The organism is Bradyrhizobium sp. UNPF46, assembly GCF_006658625.1.
Lineage (GTDB): Bacteria > Pseudomonadota > Alphaproteobacteria > Rhizobiales > Xanthobacteraceae > Bradyrhizobium > Bradyrhizobium nitroreducens.
In genome coordinates, this window is record NZ_LFJB01000047.1 from 53,146 (window position 1) to 69,270 (window position 16,125).

Annotated in this window: 14 protein-coding genes; 4 read left to right on the forward strand and 10 right to left on the reverse strand. The window is 65.7% G+C overall.

The features are described from left to right. Positions 1-3: 3 nt before the first annotated feature. The 9 genes from UNPF46_RS19935 to UNPF46_RS19975 form a co-directional block, all read right to left on the reverse strand. Positions 4-1,119 (reverse strand): sensor histidine kinase, encoded by a 1,116-nt coding sequence (locus tag UNPF46_RS19935; RefSeq protein ID WP_100178857.1) that lies wholly within the window; start codon positions 1,117-1,119, stop codon positions 4-6. Next, positions 1,116-1,556 carry a response regulator gene (locus UNPF46_RS19940; RefSeq protein ID WP_100178858.1) on the reverse strand — a complete coding sequence of 147 codons (441 nt, stop codon included), beginning with the start codon at positions 1,554-1,556 and terminating at the stop codon, positions 1,116-1,118. The genes UNPF46_RS19935 and UNPF46_RS19940 overlap by 4 nt, the downstream gene beginning before the upstream one ends. Further along, positions 1,553-3,079, reverse strand: coding sequence for a sensor histidine kinase (locus UNPF46_RS19945; RefSeq protein ID WP_142251139.1), 1,527 nt, complete (start codon positions 3,077-3,079; stop codon positions 1,553-1,555). The genes UNPF46_RS19940 and UNPF46_RS19945 overlap by 4 nt, the downstream gene beginning before the upstream one ends. Before the next feature lie 105 nt (positions 3,080-3,184). After that, positions 3,185-4,540 (reverse strand): acetyl-CoA carboxylase biotin carboxylase subunit, encoded by a 1,356-nt coding sequence (accC, locus tag UNPF46_RS19950; protein ID WP_100178860.1) that lies wholly within the window; start codon positions 4,538-4,540, stop codon positions 3,185-3,187. 79 nt (positions 4,541-4,619) lie between these two features. After that, entirely contained in the window at positions 4,620-5,108 is a 489-nt protein-coding gene (gene accB, locus UNPF46_RS19955; protein WP_100178861.1) for an acetyl-CoA carboxylase biotin carboxyl carrier protein, read from the reverse strand. A 37-nt stretch (positions 5,109-5,145) separates the two neighbouring features. Further along, positions 5,146-5,613, reverse strand: coding sequence for a type II 3-dehydroquinate dehydratase (gene aroQ / locus UNPF46_RS19960; RefSeq protein ID WP_092262044.1), 468 nt, complete (start codon positions 5,611-5,613; stop codon positions 5,146-5,148). A 228-nt stretch (positions 5,614-5,841) separates the two neighbouring features. After that, complete coding sequence (locus UNPF46_RS19965) at positions 5,842-6,654, reverse strand: DUF1236 domain-containing protein (RefSeq protein ID WP_100178862.1); 813 nt, start codon at positions 6,652-6,654, stop codon at positions 5,842-5,844. Positions 6,655-6,863: 209 nt separating this feature from the next. Then, positions 6,864-7,631 (reverse strand): DsbA family protein, encoded by a 768-nt coding sequence (locus UNPF46_RS19970; RefSeq protein ID WP_100178863.1) that lies wholly within the window; start codon positions 7,629-7,631, stop codon positions 6,864-6,866. A gap of 129 nt (positions 7,632-7,760) precedes the next feature. Continuing rightward, positions 7,761-9,161, reverse strand: coding sequence for a M48 family metalloprotease (locus UNPF46_RS19975; RefSeq protein ID WP_100178864.1), 1,401 nt, complete (start codon positions 9,159-9,161; stop codon positions 7,761-7,763). A gap of 191 nt (positions 9,162-9,352) precedes the next feature. On the opposite strand from UNPF46_RS19975, the gene UNPF46_RS19980 reads away from it, so the two are divergent. From UNPF46_RS19980 to UNPF46_RS19995, 4 genes are all read left to right on the forward strand, one after another. After that, positions 9,353-10,540, forward strand: a complete 1,188-nt coding sequence (locus UNPF46_RS19980; RefSeq protein ID WP_142251140.1) for a pyridoxal phosphate-dependent aminotransferase — start codon at positions 9,353-9,355, stop codon at positions 10,538-10,540. A gap of 89 nt (positions 10,541-10,629) precedes the next feature. After that, positions 10,630-11,187, forward strand: a complete 558-nt coding sequence (locus UNPF46_RS19985) for a biotin transporter BioY (RefSeq protein WP_142251155.1) — start codon at positions 10,630-10,632, stop codon at positions 11,185-11,187. An 85-nt stretch (positions 11,188-11,272) separates the two neighbouring features. Continuing rightward, positions 11,273-12,607, forward strand: a complete 1,335-nt coding sequence (locus UNPF46_RS19990) for a dicarboxylate/amino acid:cation symporter (protein WP_097660888.1) — start codon at positions 11,273-11,275, stop codon at positions 12,605-12,607. Positions 12,608-12,799: 192 nt separating this feature from the next. After that, complete coding sequence (locus UNPF46_RS19995) at positions 12,800-14,884, forward strand: tetratricopeptide repeat protein (RefSeq protein WP_181770022.1); 2,085 nt, start codon at positions 12,800-12,802, stop codon at positions 14,882-14,884. Here the strand turns inward: UNPF46_RS19995 and UNPF46_RS20000 are convergent. Then, entirely contained in the window at positions 14,881-16,113 is a 1,233-nt protein-coding gene (locus UNPF46_RS20000; RefSeq protein ID WP_142251142.1) for an NAD(P)/FAD-dependent oxidoreductase, read from the reverse strand. The genes UNPF46_RS19995 and UNPF46_RS20000 overlap by 4 nt on opposite strands. Positions 16,114-16,125: the final 12 nt, after the last annotated feature.

The window sequence follows — 16,125 nt, forward strand, 5'->3', positions numbered from 1 at the left end:
AGCTCAGCCCGCGGCGGCGGTGCTGGTCTTGCCGAGGCTTGGGGTCACGCGGCCGAACTTCAGCACGATCCGGGTTCCGGAATGGGTGGGATCGCGCTCGACCGAGGCGTCGAGCTTGGAGGCCATGGCCGCGACGATGCGCTGGCCCATGCCGGTGGAGCGCGGATCGGCCTTGACGTTGTCGCCGACGCCGTTGTCGGTGATCGACAGCAGGAGATCGTCGCCCTGTGCGTTCAGCTCGACATGGATCGGGCCGGCGCCGTCGGGATAGGCGTATTTCACCGCGTTCATCACCAGCTCGTTGACGATGATGCCGACGGCGACCGCGCGGTCCGGGTCGATCTCGATCGGCTCGGCCTTCAGCGTCAGGCGAGACATCCGGTTACCTTCGGCCGAGCGGCGGAGATCCTCGAGCAGCGAGTCCAGATACTGGTTCAGGACCACGCTCTTCAGGTCCTGCGAGGTGTAGAGGCGGCGGTGCACCTGCGCGACCGCGGCGACGCGGCCCATCGCATTGGTCAGCGCCGCCTTGACCTCGTCCTGCGCGGCGGAGCTGGCCTGAAGGTGGAGCAGCGAGGCGATGATCTGAAGCGAATTGCCGACGCGGTGGTTGACCTCGCGCAGCAGCATCTCGCGTTCTGCCGCAAGGGCGGCATAGCGGTCGCGCGAGGCATGGATCTCGGCTTCCGCCTCCTCGCGCGCCTTCTGCAATTCGGCCTGGCGCAGCGCGCCCTCGGTCGCGACGTGGAGCAGGGGTATGAAATCGCCGGTGACGTCCTTGACGAGATAATCGGCCGCGCCCGCCTTCAGCGCGGTGACGGCGATGTTGGAGTCCTGCGAGGCCGTGACGAACACCACGGGCGGGGCGCCCGGGATCGCCATGATCTGCTCCAGTGTCTCGAGGCCATCGAGGCCGGGCATGTACTGGTCGAGCGCGACCACGTCGATACCGCCATCGGTGTTTCCTTGGGCAACCGCGCGGCGGATGCGCTCCAGGCCTTCCTCGCCGCTGGCGGCATGGACGACCTTGTAGCCGCGCCGCGTCAGGCCGCGATCGACCAGGCGCGCCAGCGCACCGTCGTCATCGATGTAGAGCAGGGTGGGCGTGCGCTGGTTCATGGGGCGGCGGGCGGGACCTGGATGACCGAGAAGAACAGGCCGAGCTGCCGGATGGCATTGGCGAAATTCTCGTAGTTGACGGGCTTGGTGATGTAGACGTTGCAGCCGAGCTCGTAGCAACGCTTGATTTCCTGGCTGTCGTCGGTGGTGGTCAGCACCACCACGGGCGAGGCCTTCAGATATTTGTTTTCCTTGATCTGCCTGAGGATGTCGATCCCGGTCATGTCGGGCAGGTTGAGGTCGAGCAGGATCAGGAGCGCGTTGCCCTTCTGCACGAGCCCGGAGCCGTCGGCGCCGAACAGGTGCTGCATCGCATCCGTGCCGTTCTGGAAGGACACGATCTCGTTGTTGACCCCCGAGCGGCGGATGTTGCGCTCGATCAGGCGGGCGTGGCCCTCGTCGTCCTCGATCATGATGATGGTGACTGGCTGGGTCATCGTTCTGCGTTCCGGTTGCTCTCATTCCAGGCGATCGGCAGCGTGATGGTGAAGGTGCTGCCCGCGTTCAGTTCCGATGATACCGACATGGTGCCGCCGAGGCGACGCACAAGTGCACGCACATGCGCAAGACCGATGCCCTGGCCGGGCTTGTCCTGGGTTCCTGCCCGGCGGAACAGGTCGAAGATACGCTGGTGATCCTTCGGATCGATCCCGCGGCCGTTGTCGCTGATCTCGAAGATGGCGTAGCCGAGCTTGGTCCGCCCGCGGATTCTGATCTCGCCGGGCACGCCGCTTTTCAGGTACTTGATGGCGTTGTCGATCAGATTCGAGAAGATCTGCTCGAGTGCGAGGCGGTCGCTCACGATATCAGGCAGCGGCTCGAGGCGAATCTCGGCCTGTGCCTCCGCCGCCTGATGCGCCAGCGTCGACACGACGGCCTCGATCATCTCCCGCGTGTCGATCTTCACGGGCTGGAATTCGCGGCGGCCCTCGCGGGTGAGGTTGAGGATGGCCGAGATCAGCCGGTCCATCTTGGCGATCGAGGTCTTGATGAAGCCGAGCGCTTCGGAAAAGTCCTCCGAGAGCTGCTTATCGGCGCCCTCGAGCACGATTTCGCCCGGCCCCGCGGGGGCCAGCGGCGCGCCCTCCGCGGAAACGTGAGCAAGGCTGCCGATGCGGTGGAAGATGTCGCCGCCGAGCTCTTCAAGCTCGCTGGTGAAGCCCATGATGTTCACGAGCGGCGAGCGCAGATCGTGGCTGACGATATAGGCGAAGCGTTGGATCTCGTCGTTGGCCTCGCGCAGATCCGCCGTGCGCTCGTCGACGACGGACTCCAGGTTGACGTTGGCATCGCGCAGCCGCGCTTCAGCCTCGTCACGGGCGCGGGCCGAGCGCCGCACCAGCCATGTCGAGATCAAGGCCAACAGCACGACGAGGCCGGAGCCGATGCCCGTCATCGAGGCAGCGAAGGTCTGGCTGCGGTCGGCATTTTCCGAGCGCAGCCGGAACAGCCGTTCCTCTTCCTGGATCATGCCCGTTGCGATCCTGGTGATGGCGGCCGTGGCGTCGGTGGAGACGACTTCGCGGATCAACGCGGCGGCCTTGTCGGGCTGGCCTTGGCGGATGAACTCCATTTCCTGCGCGAACTGGCCGAGGCGCGTCTCGATCGCAGCGCTCAGTTTTTCGACGTTCTCGCGTTGCGCGGGATTGTCGCCGCTTTGGCGTGTCAGCTTGTCCAGCGCCGGGACGATCGCCTCCACGGCCTTTTCGTGGTCGATTTTGAAGCCTTCTGCCTGGGTCAGCAGGAACCCCCGGGCGGAGCTTTCCGCGCGCCGGATCTCCAGCAGCAGGCTGTTGATCTGGTTCTCCACCTCGATGGTGTGAACCACCCACTTGCTGTCCTCGCGCGCCTTGTTGACGAGATAGACCGAGCCGGCGCTGATGACGGCCAGAATCAGAAGACCCGCCGCGATCAGCAGGATCTGCCAGAATGCGCGCCGTCGTTGGGCCTCGGCCGTCACGACGGCCTCGCTCTGTCACGTTCGGTAGAAATCAAAGCGCCCCCTTGGAACTGTCCCCGCGTCGAGAACGCAATAGGGGCCAAAGGGTTCCCGCCGGGGCGGGATTTATTGCGGGGTGGGATCCTTGCCGGCCAAATACTGTTCCAGCCAGTGGATGTGGTAATCGCCGTTGATGATGTCGCCTTCCCGCACCAGCGCGCGGAACAGGGGCAGCGTGGTCTCGATGCCCTCCACCACCATCTCGTCCAGCGCCCGGCGAAGCCGCATCAGGCATTCGGCGCGGGTTTTGCCGTGCACGATCAGCTTGCCGACCAGCGAATCGTAATAGGGCGGGATCGTGTAGCCCTGGTAGACGGCGGAATCGATCCGCACCCCCAGTCCGCCGGGCGGATGGTACTGCAATATGCGGCCGGGTGAGGGGCGGAAGGTCTGGGGATTCTCGGCGTTGATGCGGCACTCGATCGCATGGCCGATCACCTGGATATCTTGCTGCCTTGCCGGCAAATCGCCCCCGGCGGCGATGCGGATCTGCTCCAGCACGAGGTCGATGTCGGTAATGCTCTCGGTGACGGGATGCTCGACCTGGATGCGGGTGTTCATCTCGATGAAGTAGAACTCGCCGTCCTCGTAAAGGAACTCGATGGTGCCGACGCCCAGATATTTCATGTCGCGCATGGCTTTCGCGCAGGTCTCGCCGATCTTGGCGCGCGCGGCGGCGTCAAGGACCGGCGAGGGACCTTCCTCCCAGACCTTCTGGTGGCGGCGCTGCAGCGAGCAGTCGCGCTCGCCGAGATGGATCGCGCCGCCGCGGCCGTCGCCGAGAATCTGGATCTCGATGTGGCGCGGCTTCTGGAGGTATTTTTCGAGGTAGACGGACGCATCGCCAAAGGCGGACTTGGCTTCGTTGGCCGCCGTCGACAGCGCGACCAGAAGGTCGGCCTCGCTGTGCGCGACCTTCATGCCCCGGCCGCCGCCGCCGGCGGCAGCCTTCACCAGCACCGGAAAGCCGATCTGCTTTGCGATCGCCATGGCGTCGTCGTCGGGCCCGACGGCGCCGTCCGAGCCGGGCACCACGGGGATGCCGAGCTTCTTGGCGGTCTTCTTGGCCTCGATCTTGTCGCCCATCAGGCGGATGTGCTCGGCCTTGGGACCGATGAAATGCAGATTGTGCTCGGCGAGGATCTCCGCAAAGCGCGCGTTCTCCGACAGGAAGCCGTAGCCGGGATGCACGGCGTCGGCGCCGGTGATCTCGCACGCCGCGAGCAGCGCGGGCACGTTGAGATAGCTGTCCTTGGACGCCGGCGGCCCGATGCAGACGCTCTCGTCCGACAGGCGCACATGCATGGCGTCGGCGTCGGCAGTGGAGTGCACGGCGACGGTGGCGATCCCGAGCTCCTTGCACGCTCTGAGGATGCGAAGGGCGATCTCGCCGCGATTGGCTATGAGGATCTTGTCGAACATGGTGCCTCAGCGGGCGAAGAGGGAGTAGCGAACAGCGAGTGGCAAGACGGGCATCATTCGCTATTCGCCATTCGCTTATTTATTCAATGATGACCAGCGGCTCGCCGTACTCGACCGGCTGGCCGTCCTCGACCAGGATCTGCGTCACCGTGCCGGCGCGCGGCGAGGGAATCTGGTTCATGGTCTTCATGGCTTCGATGATCAGCAGCGTTTGGCCGACCGAGACCTTGGTTCCGACTTCGATGAACGGCTTGGCGCCGGGCTCCGGCGCCCAATAGGCGGTGCCGACCATTGGCGAGCTGACGGCGCCGGGATGCTTCGACAGGTCGGGTCCGGCGGCGGCAGGCGCGGCCGAGGCGACCGGCAGGGCGGCGGGAGCGGCAGCCATCGGCATAGGCATGGTCGCGGCGACGCTGAGGTTGCGGGCGACGCGCAGGCGCAAGCCTGCGCGTTCGATCTCGATCTCGGTGAGGCTGGTCTCATCGAGCAGCAAAGCGAGCTCGCGGACGAGCGCGGAATCCTCACTGGAAAACTTTGCGGCTGCTTTGTCGTCTGGCTGGCGCGCCATGTTCTTTGATCCGAATGTTCTGTTTGATGAGGGGGCTTCAGGCTTTGGGCTTGATGGCAAGCTTGGCGGCAAGGCCCTGGATGGCGAGGCGGTAACCCTCGATGCCGAAACCGCAGAGCGAGGCGAACGCCGCGCGTGCCGTATAGGAGTGGTGACGGAAGCTCTCGCGGGCGTGGATGTTGGTTACATGAACCTCGACCGTCGGGATCTGCACCGCGAGCAGGGCGTCGTGCAGTGCGATCGAGGTGTGCGAATAGCCGCCGGCATTGACGATGATGCCCTTCATCTTGCGGGCATGCGCCTCGTGGATGAAGTCGATCAACTCGCCTTCGCGGTTGGACTGCCGGCAATCGGCCTTGAGACCGAACGTCGCCGCGGTCTCCCGGCACAGCGCCTCGACGTCGGCCAGCGTGGCATGGCCGTACTTCTCGGGCTCGCGCGTCCCCAACATGTTGAGGTTCGGCCCGTTGAGGACGAGGATCGTGTCGGTTGCTGGTTCGGCCATTCCAATCCCGCAAAGAGGTGCTTCGGCGTGCCGGGGTTATAGGTAACAAAGCGCGTGAGGGGAAGCCTTGAAGGGCCTCCCAGGCGGCTTCAGGTACCTCATCCGGAGTGCAAAAACCTGTGCGGAAGCTACGGAAATTGCTTGTTAACCAGTCCAAAGCATGGCTGCCGCGCCAACGCCAAAGGGCGGGCATTGCTGCCCGCCCCCTGAGGTTGCCGGTATCCGGCCTTAGCCTTCGATGATGTAGACGATCTCGCGCGTCTGCGGGCGGACGATCACGTACTGGCCGCGGACGAAGATCACTTCATAGCCGCGCCACTGCGGGTAGATCTCGACGATCCGGGGCGGCAGCGGGTGGAAGTGGACGGACGCCGGGACCGCGGCTCCCACCGAGATGTTGAAGTTGACGTTGGTGGTCTCCTCGATCTTGGTCGACTTGATCGCGGTGGAGATTTCGGTCCGCTTCTCGGGAGGCGGAGCGGAAGCGGTCGCAGAGGCGGTGCCGGTCGTGGTCTGAGACTTGGTGTCGCCAGCCTTGCTGTCCGCGCCCTTGGTCTGGGCGTTCATGTTGCCGCTCTTGGTATCTGTCTCAGAGCTCTTGGACTTGTCCATTTGGGACTTGTCCATCGTGCTCTTCGACTTGTCCTGCATGGACTTGTCCTGCGCGCCCTGGGCGTGCTCGCCCTTCGCCGAGCCGGCCTTCTCTTCAGCCGCGTTCTTGTTCATCGCGCCGGACTTCTCCATCCCGCCGGACTTCTCCATGGCACCGGATTTCTCCATCGCGCCCGAGGATTTCTCCTCGGCGGCTCCGCCCGGCTTCATGGCGCCGCCGGCCTGGCCGACGGTGCCCTTGTCCCGGCTCATGGCGCCGCCATGCTCCGCCGCGCCACCCGAAGGCTGCGCGTGCTGCGCCGGCTGCTGTTGCGTCGGCTGTGCGCCGGCCGCACCACCGGTGTCGCCTTTCATGCCCTGTGCGTTCGCCACACCTGCGCCCGCGACAAGTGCGGCCGCGGCAACCGAGATCATAAAGCGGTTCAACATAGAATTCTCCTCACGTGGTTCTTTGCGTCATTGCCCGCGCCGACAACGAAAGGAGGTTTGAGTTGTTCCGGAACTTCGGCTGTTCCGCGGCATTTGTTTGTTGAACGCCAGATGAATGGTTTTGCACGAAGACGCCAAGGTTCGGCGCGCAAGAAAAAGGCCGGCTTTTGCAGCCGGCCCTTGGCTCGTTCACGATCGCAAGTCGTGGATCAGCAAGTCGCCTTGCCGCAGCGGGCAATGCCGATCTTTTCACGGAGACCTTCGACGCCGACGGCGCCGATCACGATCTGCTTGCCGATGACGTAGCTCGGCGTGCCGTTCATGCCCATCGCCTCGGCGAGCTTGAAGTTCTCCTCGATGGTGGCGCGCACCTCGGGGCTGTTGATGTCCTTCTCGATCCTGGCGGTGTCGAGGCCGGCTTCCTTGGCCGCCTGGAGCGCGCGCGCCTTGTCCGCGGCGCCGCGTCCGCCGAGCAGCTTCTGGTGGAAGTCGAGATATTTCTTGCCGGTGGGATCCTGCATGCGCACGGCGACCGCGACCTGCGCCGCTTCGACCGAACCCTGGCTCAGCACCGGAAACTCCTTCAGCACGACCTTCAGCTTGGGATCGCTCTTCATGATGGTGAGCATGTCGTCCATCGCGCGCTTGCAGTAGCCGCAATTGTAATCGAAGAACTCGACGAAGGTGACGTCGCCGTCCTTGTTGCCGAGCACGACCTGGCGCGGCGAATTGAAGATCGCGTCCGCGTTCTGCGCGACGCTGGCCTCGTGCTTCTGCGTCTCGGCGGCGGCCTGGCGCTTGCTGAGCTCGGTCATGGCCTCCTCGAGCACCTCGGGATGGCTGACGAGATAATTCTTGATGATTTTCTCGATATCGGTGCGCTGGCTGTCGGAGAAACTGTCGGCCGACGCGGGCACGGTCGCGCCGAACAGGGCGAGCGCAAACAACGCGGGAGCAAGCAGGCGCAGCGAAGGCATAGGCAAAATCCTCTTATCCAAAGCAGGTTTCGAGAAACGTCCCGGCGGACTTAAGCTCGGTGTCGTGACGTCGCGGTGTCGGGCGTCGTTCTGGTCATTTCACCACGTGGCGGCTTGGCCGCCACGTGGTCAATTGCGCGGCGGCTTCGCCGCCACGATGTCGTCGGCCTTGACCCATCCGGGCGTGCCGACGGCAAAACGGGTCTTCGCGCGCGTGGCAAGCTCGCGGGCGGTTTTGTTGTCGCCGCGCAAGTAGGCGGCCTGCGCCGAGGCGAGATCGGCCTCGGCATATTCTCCCTTCCGGCCATAGGCCATCGCGAGCTGGGTATAGCCGAGCGCCGCCTCAGGCTCTCGCGCTACTGCGGCGCGGAGAATCCGAACGGCCTCGTCCGTGTAGGCCTTATTATCGGTTCCAACCAGAGCCTGCCCAAGTAACATCTCGATGAGGGGTGAATTGTTCGAGAGTGCGACAGCCTTGCGCAGGGCAGGGATCGCCTCGGCCGGCTTGCCGCTTTCCAGCAGGGCCTGGCCGCGCACCTCGTAGAAGTACGGGTTGTTCGGCTGGACCTGGATCAGCGCGTCGATCTGGGTGAGCGCACTGCGCAGATCGCCGTGCAGATAGGTGCTGATGGCGCGGGCGTAGCGCGCCGGCATGCTGTCATTGGTCTGGGGATAGCGGCGGTACACCGTCTCGGGCCGCTCCATGAAGGCGGAGATCTTGGCGCGTACCATGTCGTGGCGGAGCTGGAGCGCGGGATCGTCCTTCTTGTTCCAGTAGGGGCTGGAGCTTGCGAACTCCTGCAGCGCTGCGACGCGTTCGGCCGGCATCGGATGCGACTGCAGATAGGGATCGGCGCCGCGCGCGGCGAACAGGCTCTCGCTGGTGAAGCGCTTGAAGGTCTCGTACATGCCCTTAGGCGATTGCTGGGTCGCGGTCAGGAATTTCACCCCGGCGCGGTCGGCGTTCTCCTCCTGCTGGCGCTGGTAGGACAGCAGCGTCCGGCGGATCACCTCCTGCGGAGCGGAGATCGCGGCGGCGCCGGCATTGGCGAGCCCGTTGTTGCCTGCGCTGCTGCGCTGGGTGCTGCCCGCGGCGATCGCGCCGGCGCCGAGCAGCATCGCGATGATCATCTGGGTCTGGGCGGCGGCGAGTTGCTCCCGCAGCTTGGACAGATGGCCGCCGGCCAGATGCCCGGTCTCGTGCGCGAGCACGCCGATGATCTGGTTCGGCGTTTCCGATTGAAGGATCGCGCCCCAGTTGACGAAGATGCGGCGGCCGTCCGCGACGAAGGCGTTGAACGAGCCGTCGTTGAGGATCACCATCTGGATGTTCTGCTTCTCCAGCCCCGCGGCGCGCAGGATCGGGCGCGTGTATTCGCGCAGCAGCTGCTCGGTCTCGGTGTCGCGCAGCACCGGCGGCCCTTTGGCTTGCGCGTGCGCGGCCGAGAACGGCGTCAGCGCGATCGCCGCAGCCGTGACGAGGGCGGTGAGGGCGGAGGCCTTCTTGCGCAATGCGATCTGGAGCGACATCAAACGGTCTTGGTCAAACGGTCGGGACAGCAGTTTCGTGATTGGTTTTGGCGATTGGCGGCGGACCGGATACGCGATATGCCCTTATGAGCCTTACCCCTTATGAGCCGTACAATGCGGCCAGTCTGGGGCGCAAGCGCCCCGTTTTCCGGACCGGTCGCGCCGGCCCGCCAGCGAAATAGCAGAATTCGATGCACGATGCGACATTGAGGAACCGGTTGGGGCAGTGGCTCGCGCCCTCCCGCCGCAGTGATGTTCCCCCGTTCATGGTGATGGACGTCATGGCCGCGGCGGCCCGAATCGAGGCGGCCGGGGGCCATGTCATCCACATGGAGGTCGGCCAGCCCGCGGCCGGGGCGCCCAGGACCGCGATTGCCGCCGCCCATGCGGCGCTCGAGGCGGGGCGTATCGATTATACCTCCGCGCTCGGCATCCCCTCCTTGCGCGAGCGCATCGCGCGCCACTATCGCGATGCCTATGGCTGTGACGTCAGCCCTGACAGGATCGTGGTAACCACCGGCTCCTCCGGCGGGTTCATCCTGGCTTTCCTGTCGATGTTCGAGCCGGGCGACCGAGTCGCCGTGACGGTGCCGGGCTATCCGCCTTATCGCCATATCCTCACCGCGCTCGGCTGCGAGCCGGTGCTGATCGAGACCACCAATGACACGCGCCATGCGCTGACTGGCGAGGCCTTGCTCGCGGCCCATCGCAAGGCGCCGCTGAAGGGCGTGCTGGTTGGCAGCCCGGCCAATCCGACGGGAACGATGATGTCCCGCGAGGCGCTCGCCGGCCTCATCACGGCGGCGCAAGACGCCGGGATCCGCTTCATCTCGGACGAGATCTATCACGGGCTCGACTATGCGTTTCCGGCGGTCACCGCGGCGGCGCTCTCCGAGCACGCTCTCGTGATCAACTCGTTCTCGAAATATTTTTGCATGACCGGCTGGCGCGTCGGCTGGATGGTCGTCCCTGAGATTTTGGTGCGGCCGATCGAGCGGCTGCAGCAGAACCTGTCGATCTCGGTGCCGTCGCTCTCGCAGATTGCCGCCGAAGCCGCCTTCGACGGTGCGGCCGAGATGGAGGCGATCAAGCACGGCTATCAGGAAAACCGGCGGATCTTGATCGAGGGATTGCCGAAGGCCGGCCTAGCCAAATTCCTGCCGGCCGATGGTGCATTTTATCTCTATGCCGACGTCTCGGACTTCACCTCCGACAGTTTCGAGTTCGCCAAGCAGATGCTGGAGCAGGCACGCGTCGCGGCCACCCCTGGGGTCGATTTCGATCCCGTTCACGGCCGCTCGTTCATTCGCTTTTCCTATGCGCGTTCGCCTGGGGAGATGCGCGAGGCAGTTGACCGGATCGCTCACTGGCTTAAATAGCCGCCAGTTTTCGACCACCTCCGGAGTTCATCTTGTCTGACCGATCTGTTCCGACCGCTGCTGCACCGCATTTTTCTCTCGCCGCATTGATGTGGCCGACCCGGCCGGGCGAAACCGTTGGTGCGGTGCGCGCCATCGTGCTGGTTGTGCTCGGCACCGCCTTGATGGCGCTGTCAGCCAAGGTGAGCCTGCCGCTGCCCTACGTGCCGATGACGTTGCAGACGCTGGTGGTGCTGATGATCGGCGCGGCCTATGGCTGGCGTCTTGGCAGCGCAACCATGATCGCCTACCTCGCCGAAGGTGCGCTCGGCGCACCGGTATTCGCCGGGCCGGTGGGGGGAATTGCGCCACTGGTCGGCCCGACCGCGGGCTATCTGTTCGGTTTCATTGCGGCCGCTTTCGTGACCGGCTGGCTCGCCGAGCGCGGCTGGGATCGCAGCGTGGTGCTGCTGTTCGCGGCGATGGCGGTCGGCCATATCGTCATTCTGGCCGCCGGCTTCGGCTGGCTGGCGTTCGGCCTTGGCCTCGGCGTCGCGAAGGCCTGGCAGGTCGGCATCGTGCCGTTCATTGCGGCTTCGCTGGTCAAGAACGCGCTTGGCGCGACGTTGATGCCCGCGGCGCGCAGGCTGATCGAGCGGCGCCGGTAAAGCGCACAAGGAGTTCGCGGTTCCAATTGACAGGGCCGGCCAAGTTGATCTTGGCTGGCCCCGCGTTTTGAGGGGGAGTGAAACGATGACGACGACAACGATGGCGGGGGCGCCGATCGCGCAGCCCGCAGCAAAGCCGTGGTACAAGGTTCTCTACGTCCAGGTGCTGATCGCCATCGTGCTCGGCGCCATCGTCGGCTGGCTCTGGCCGACGGTCGCCACCAACGAATGGATCAAGGCGCTCGGCGACGGCTTCATCAAGCTGATCAAGATGGTGATCGCTCCGATCATCTTCTGTACCGTCGTCTCCGGCATCGCTCACATCCAGGATGCCAAGAAGGTCGGCCGCATCGGCGTCAAGGCGCTGGTCTATTTCGAGGTCGTCTCGACTTTCGCCCTGGTGATCGGGCTCATCATCGGCAATCTGGTGAAGCCGGGCGCCGGCTTCGGCAGTGGGGCGGCGAACGAGGCGGCGGTTGCAAACTACGCCAAGCAGGCCGCGGGTCAGAAGTCCGTCGACTTCGTGCTGCACATCATTCCCGACACCGTGGTCGGCGCCTTCGCGCAGGGCGAAATCCTCCAGGTCCTGCTGTTCTCGGTGCTGTTCGGCTTCGCGATCATGAGCCTCGGCGAGCGCGGTCACACCATCCGCAGCTTCATCGACGATGCCGCGCATGCCGTGTTCGGCGTCATCTCCATCGTGATGCGCGCAGCGCCGATCGGCGCGTTCGGTGCGATGGCCTATACGATCGGCAAGTTCGGCACCGGCGCGATCCTCAATCTGGTTGGGCTGATCGCCACGTTCTACGTCACCGCAGCGCTGTTCGTCTTCGTCGTGCTCGGCATCATCGCGCGCCTTGCTGGGTTCTCGATCTTCAAGTTCCTGGCCTACATCAAGGACGAGCTGCTGATCGTGCTCGGCACCTCGTCCTCGGAAAGCGCGCTGCCATCTTTGATGGAAAAGCTGGAGCGGCTCGGCTGCTCCAAGTCGGTGGTCGGCCTCGTGGTGCCCACGGGATACTCGTTCAACCTCGACGGCACCAACATCTACATGACGCTGGCGACGCTCTTCATCGCGCAGGCGCTCGGCTACGATCTCAGCTTCAGCCAGCAATTGACCATCCTGGTCGTGGCGATGCTGACCTCGAAGGGCGCCTCCGGCATCACCGGTGCGGGCTTCATCACGCTGGCGGCGACGCTCGCCGTGGTCGATCCGCGCCTCGTGCCGGGCATGGCGATCGTGCTCGGCATCGACAAGTTCATGAGCGAATGCCGCGCGCTGACCAATCTGTGCGGCAACGGCGTCGCCTGCGTGATCGTCGCCTGGTGGGAGGGTGAGCTCGATCGCGACAAGCTCAACGCCAACCTCGCCAAGCGGATCGATCCGACCGACATGGAGACGGCGATCACGACGGACTGATCGGCAAGCTTCATTTGACGGCGCCAGCCGTGCCGTCGGCACCGGGAGTTTGAGAGGGCTGGTCGAGATCATCGACCAGCCCTTATTTCCGAGCCGACGCCGAGCCCGTCGGAAAGTTGCCGGCGCCCCGACTGACGGAATTTCCCTGGTTGCACGTTTAACCCCCATCTCGGACCTCGAAGGGGCGGTATCGTGGGCAACGCGGCTGTGAATCGGATCGTGGCGGAGGCGGCGGAGCATTTTGGGGCAGGGCGCCCGGATGAGGCAGATGCGCTCTGTGCAGAGGTTCTGAGGGCCGAACCGGATCACGTGCCGGCGCTGCATCTGGCCGCCCTGGCCGCCTTCGTCACCGACCGCGCGGCCGAGGGCGCCGCGCTGCTCGGCCGCATCTTCAGTGTCGATCCCGACCACGGACCCGCACTTGTCACGCTCGGAGACGCGCTTGCGGTGAAGGGGGAGCAGGAGGGGGCGGTCGCGGCGTTCCGGCGTGCCCTGATCCGACGGCCAGACGACGCCGGCCTGCACAACAAGCTCGGCATCGCGCTCGGCGAGCTCGCCCGCTTCGAGGAGGCCGAGGCCGCCTATCGCGGCGCGCTGGCGCTCGATGCGCATCTGACGCGCGCCAGCTTCAATCTCGCCGTCATGCTCGCGGGGCAGCGGCGGTTCGCGGAGGCCGAACAGGCTTATCGCGAGGTCATCGCAAGAGAGCCCTCCTATCGCGGCGCCTGGCTCAATCTCGGCAATCTCCTCGTGGACCAGGGGCGGCTCGACGACGCGGAAGTGGCCTATCGCCATGCGCTCGAGGTTGAACCCGATGATCCCGGATTGCTCTGCAACCTCGGCGCTGCGCTCTATCGGCGCGGGGCGCTGGAAGACGCCATCAGCTCGTACCGCCGTGCGCTCGCGCTCGCGCCGGACCATGGTCCGGCGCAGCGCCTGCTCGGCCTCGTCCTGCACGAGGCCGGTCATCTCGGGGAGGCCGCCGAAATCTACCGGCGGAGCCTTGCGCGCGATCCGTCGGATCACGTGATCGCCAGCAATCTCGGCGCCTGTCTGTCCGAGCTCGGCGCTCTGGAGGAGGCGATCTCGGCCTGCGAGCACGCGCTGCTGCTCAATCCGGATCACGCTGCCGCCTGGACCAATCTCGGAATCATCCTCGAGAAGCAGGAGCGCGGAGACGACGCGGTGGCGGCGCACCGACGCGCGGTTGCGGCCGACCCTGCCTATGCCAAGGGCCACGCCAATCTCGCAGTCGCGCTGCGCAATGCCGGGGACATCGACGAGGCGCTGGCGGTCTCGCATCGCGCGGTCGCGCTCGATCCGGGCCAGCCGCTCGCGCAGTACAATCACGCGCATTTCCTGCTGATGAACGGCGACTTCGCTGGAGGTTTCGAGGCCTATCGCTGGCGACGCAAGTGCAAGACGTTGTCGGACGGCGATCCCTCGTTCACGGAGCCGGAATGGCATGGCGAGCCGCTGAACGGCCGCACCTTGCTGCTGTTTTCCGAATACGGGCTGGGCGATGCCCTGCATTTCGTGCGCTACGTGCCGATGGTCGCCGCGCGCGGCGGAAAGATCGTTCTCCAGGTTCAGCCGGCGCTGGCCCAGCTGTTGCGGCAGCTCCCCGATGTCAACGTGGTTGCGCGCGGCGAGCCGCTGCCGCCATTCGATCTGCAAGTGCCGCTGATGAACCTGCCGCGGATCTTCGGCACGACGCTCGGCACGGTGCCGGCGGACGTGCCGTACCTGCATCCTGATCCTGCAAAACTGTCGCGCTGGCGTGCGGCGCTCGCGGATGTGACGGCATTGAAGGTCGGCGTGGTCTGGGCCGGCAATGCCAGGCACAAGGGCGACCGGCAGCGCTCGCTGTCCGCAGAGGCCCTGCTGCCACGCCTGGTGATGCCGGGCGTGCAGCTCTACAGCCTGCAGAAGGAGCCGCGTCCCCAAGATGCTCCGGTGCTGGCCGCGCTCGGTGGCGATGTGATCGACCTCGCGCCCGCGCTCGGCGACTTCACGGATACGGCCGCAGCGGTGGCCGCCCTCGATCTCGTGATCGCGGTCGATACCTCGGTTGCCCATCTCGCCGGCGCGCTCGCTCGTCCGGTGTGGATGCTGACGCCCTATGCGCTCGATTGGCGCTGGCTGCGCGAGCGCGAGGACAGCCCGTGGTATCCGACCATGCGCCTGTTCCGTCAGCGCGCCCCGCGCGAATGGGAGGATCCGCTGATGCGCCTGTCGGCGGCGCTTGCGGTGCTCGCCGCGCGTGGCGAAGGCTAAAACCGCTCCGGCCGGTATGGCGCGGGATCGATCGCGGGCGTCTCGCCGCTCATGATCTCGGCGAGCAGACGCGCCGTCGCGGGTCCCAGGGTGAAGCCCTGATGGCCGTGGCCGAAATTCATCCAGAGGCCCGGATGACGCGGAGCCTGCCCGAGCACCGGCAGCATGTCGGGCGTGCAGGGGCGGGTGCCGAACCAGGGATCCGGCTCGACGCGCTTGCCGAGGTCGATCAGCTCGCGCGCGGAGCCTTCCGCGCTGGCGAGCTGCACGGGTGTGGCGAGTGCATCCATGCCGGTCAATTCGGCGCCGGTGGTGATGCGGATTCCCTTCGCCATCGGCCCCATGGCGTAGCCGCCGGCCTTGTCGACCAGCGGCAGATCGAGCGATGCGCCGCCGCTGTAATGCATGTGATAGCCGCGCTTGCGCACCAGCGGGATGCGATAGCCGAATTTGGTGAGGAGGTCGGGCGACCACGGACCGAGGGTGACGACGGCGTGGGCGGCGTCGAGGCGCCCCTGGTCGGTGTCGACCGACCAGCCGGTCGCGGTCTGTCGCAGCGACTGTGCATCGCCGAGCACGATGGTGCCGCCGAGGCGCTCGAACAGCTCGGCATAGGCCGTGACGAGGGCGCCGGGATCGGACACGGTCCAGGTGTCGAGCCAATGGATCGCACCGGGCAGGTCGTCGCGCAGGATCGGCTCGGCCTTGGCGAACTCGCTGCCGGAGAGCACGCGGAAATTCACGCCGAATTCGCGGCGGTCTTCTTCCGCGGCCTTGATCGCGAGATCAAGATCCGCGGCGTTGCGGTACAGCGCCCGATAGCCGGCGCGGCGGATGAGATTGTCGGCATGCGCTTCGCGAATGAGGATGTCGTGCTCCGACGTCGCGTAGGCGATCAGTCGCGCCCACGCCTCGATCGCCTCGCGATGCCGCTTCGGCGCCGAGTGCCACCAGTAGCGGAGCAGGGGCTCGATATGGAGGTGAAGCGACGACAGGCTGTAGCGCACGTCGTTGGTGCGGCCGGTCGCGATCTTCAGGAGAGTCGCGAGGTCGCGCGGCATCGGATAGGGGCGGACCGCTTCGGCCTGGATCATCCCGGCATTGCCGTAGCTGGTCTCACGGCCCGGCTCCCTGCGGTCGACGAGCGTGACGGCCCAGCCGCGCTGCCGCAGATGCAGCGCCGCACTGACACCGATCATGCCGCCGCCGAGAACGATTGCGCTTTGCATCGGAAGACTTCT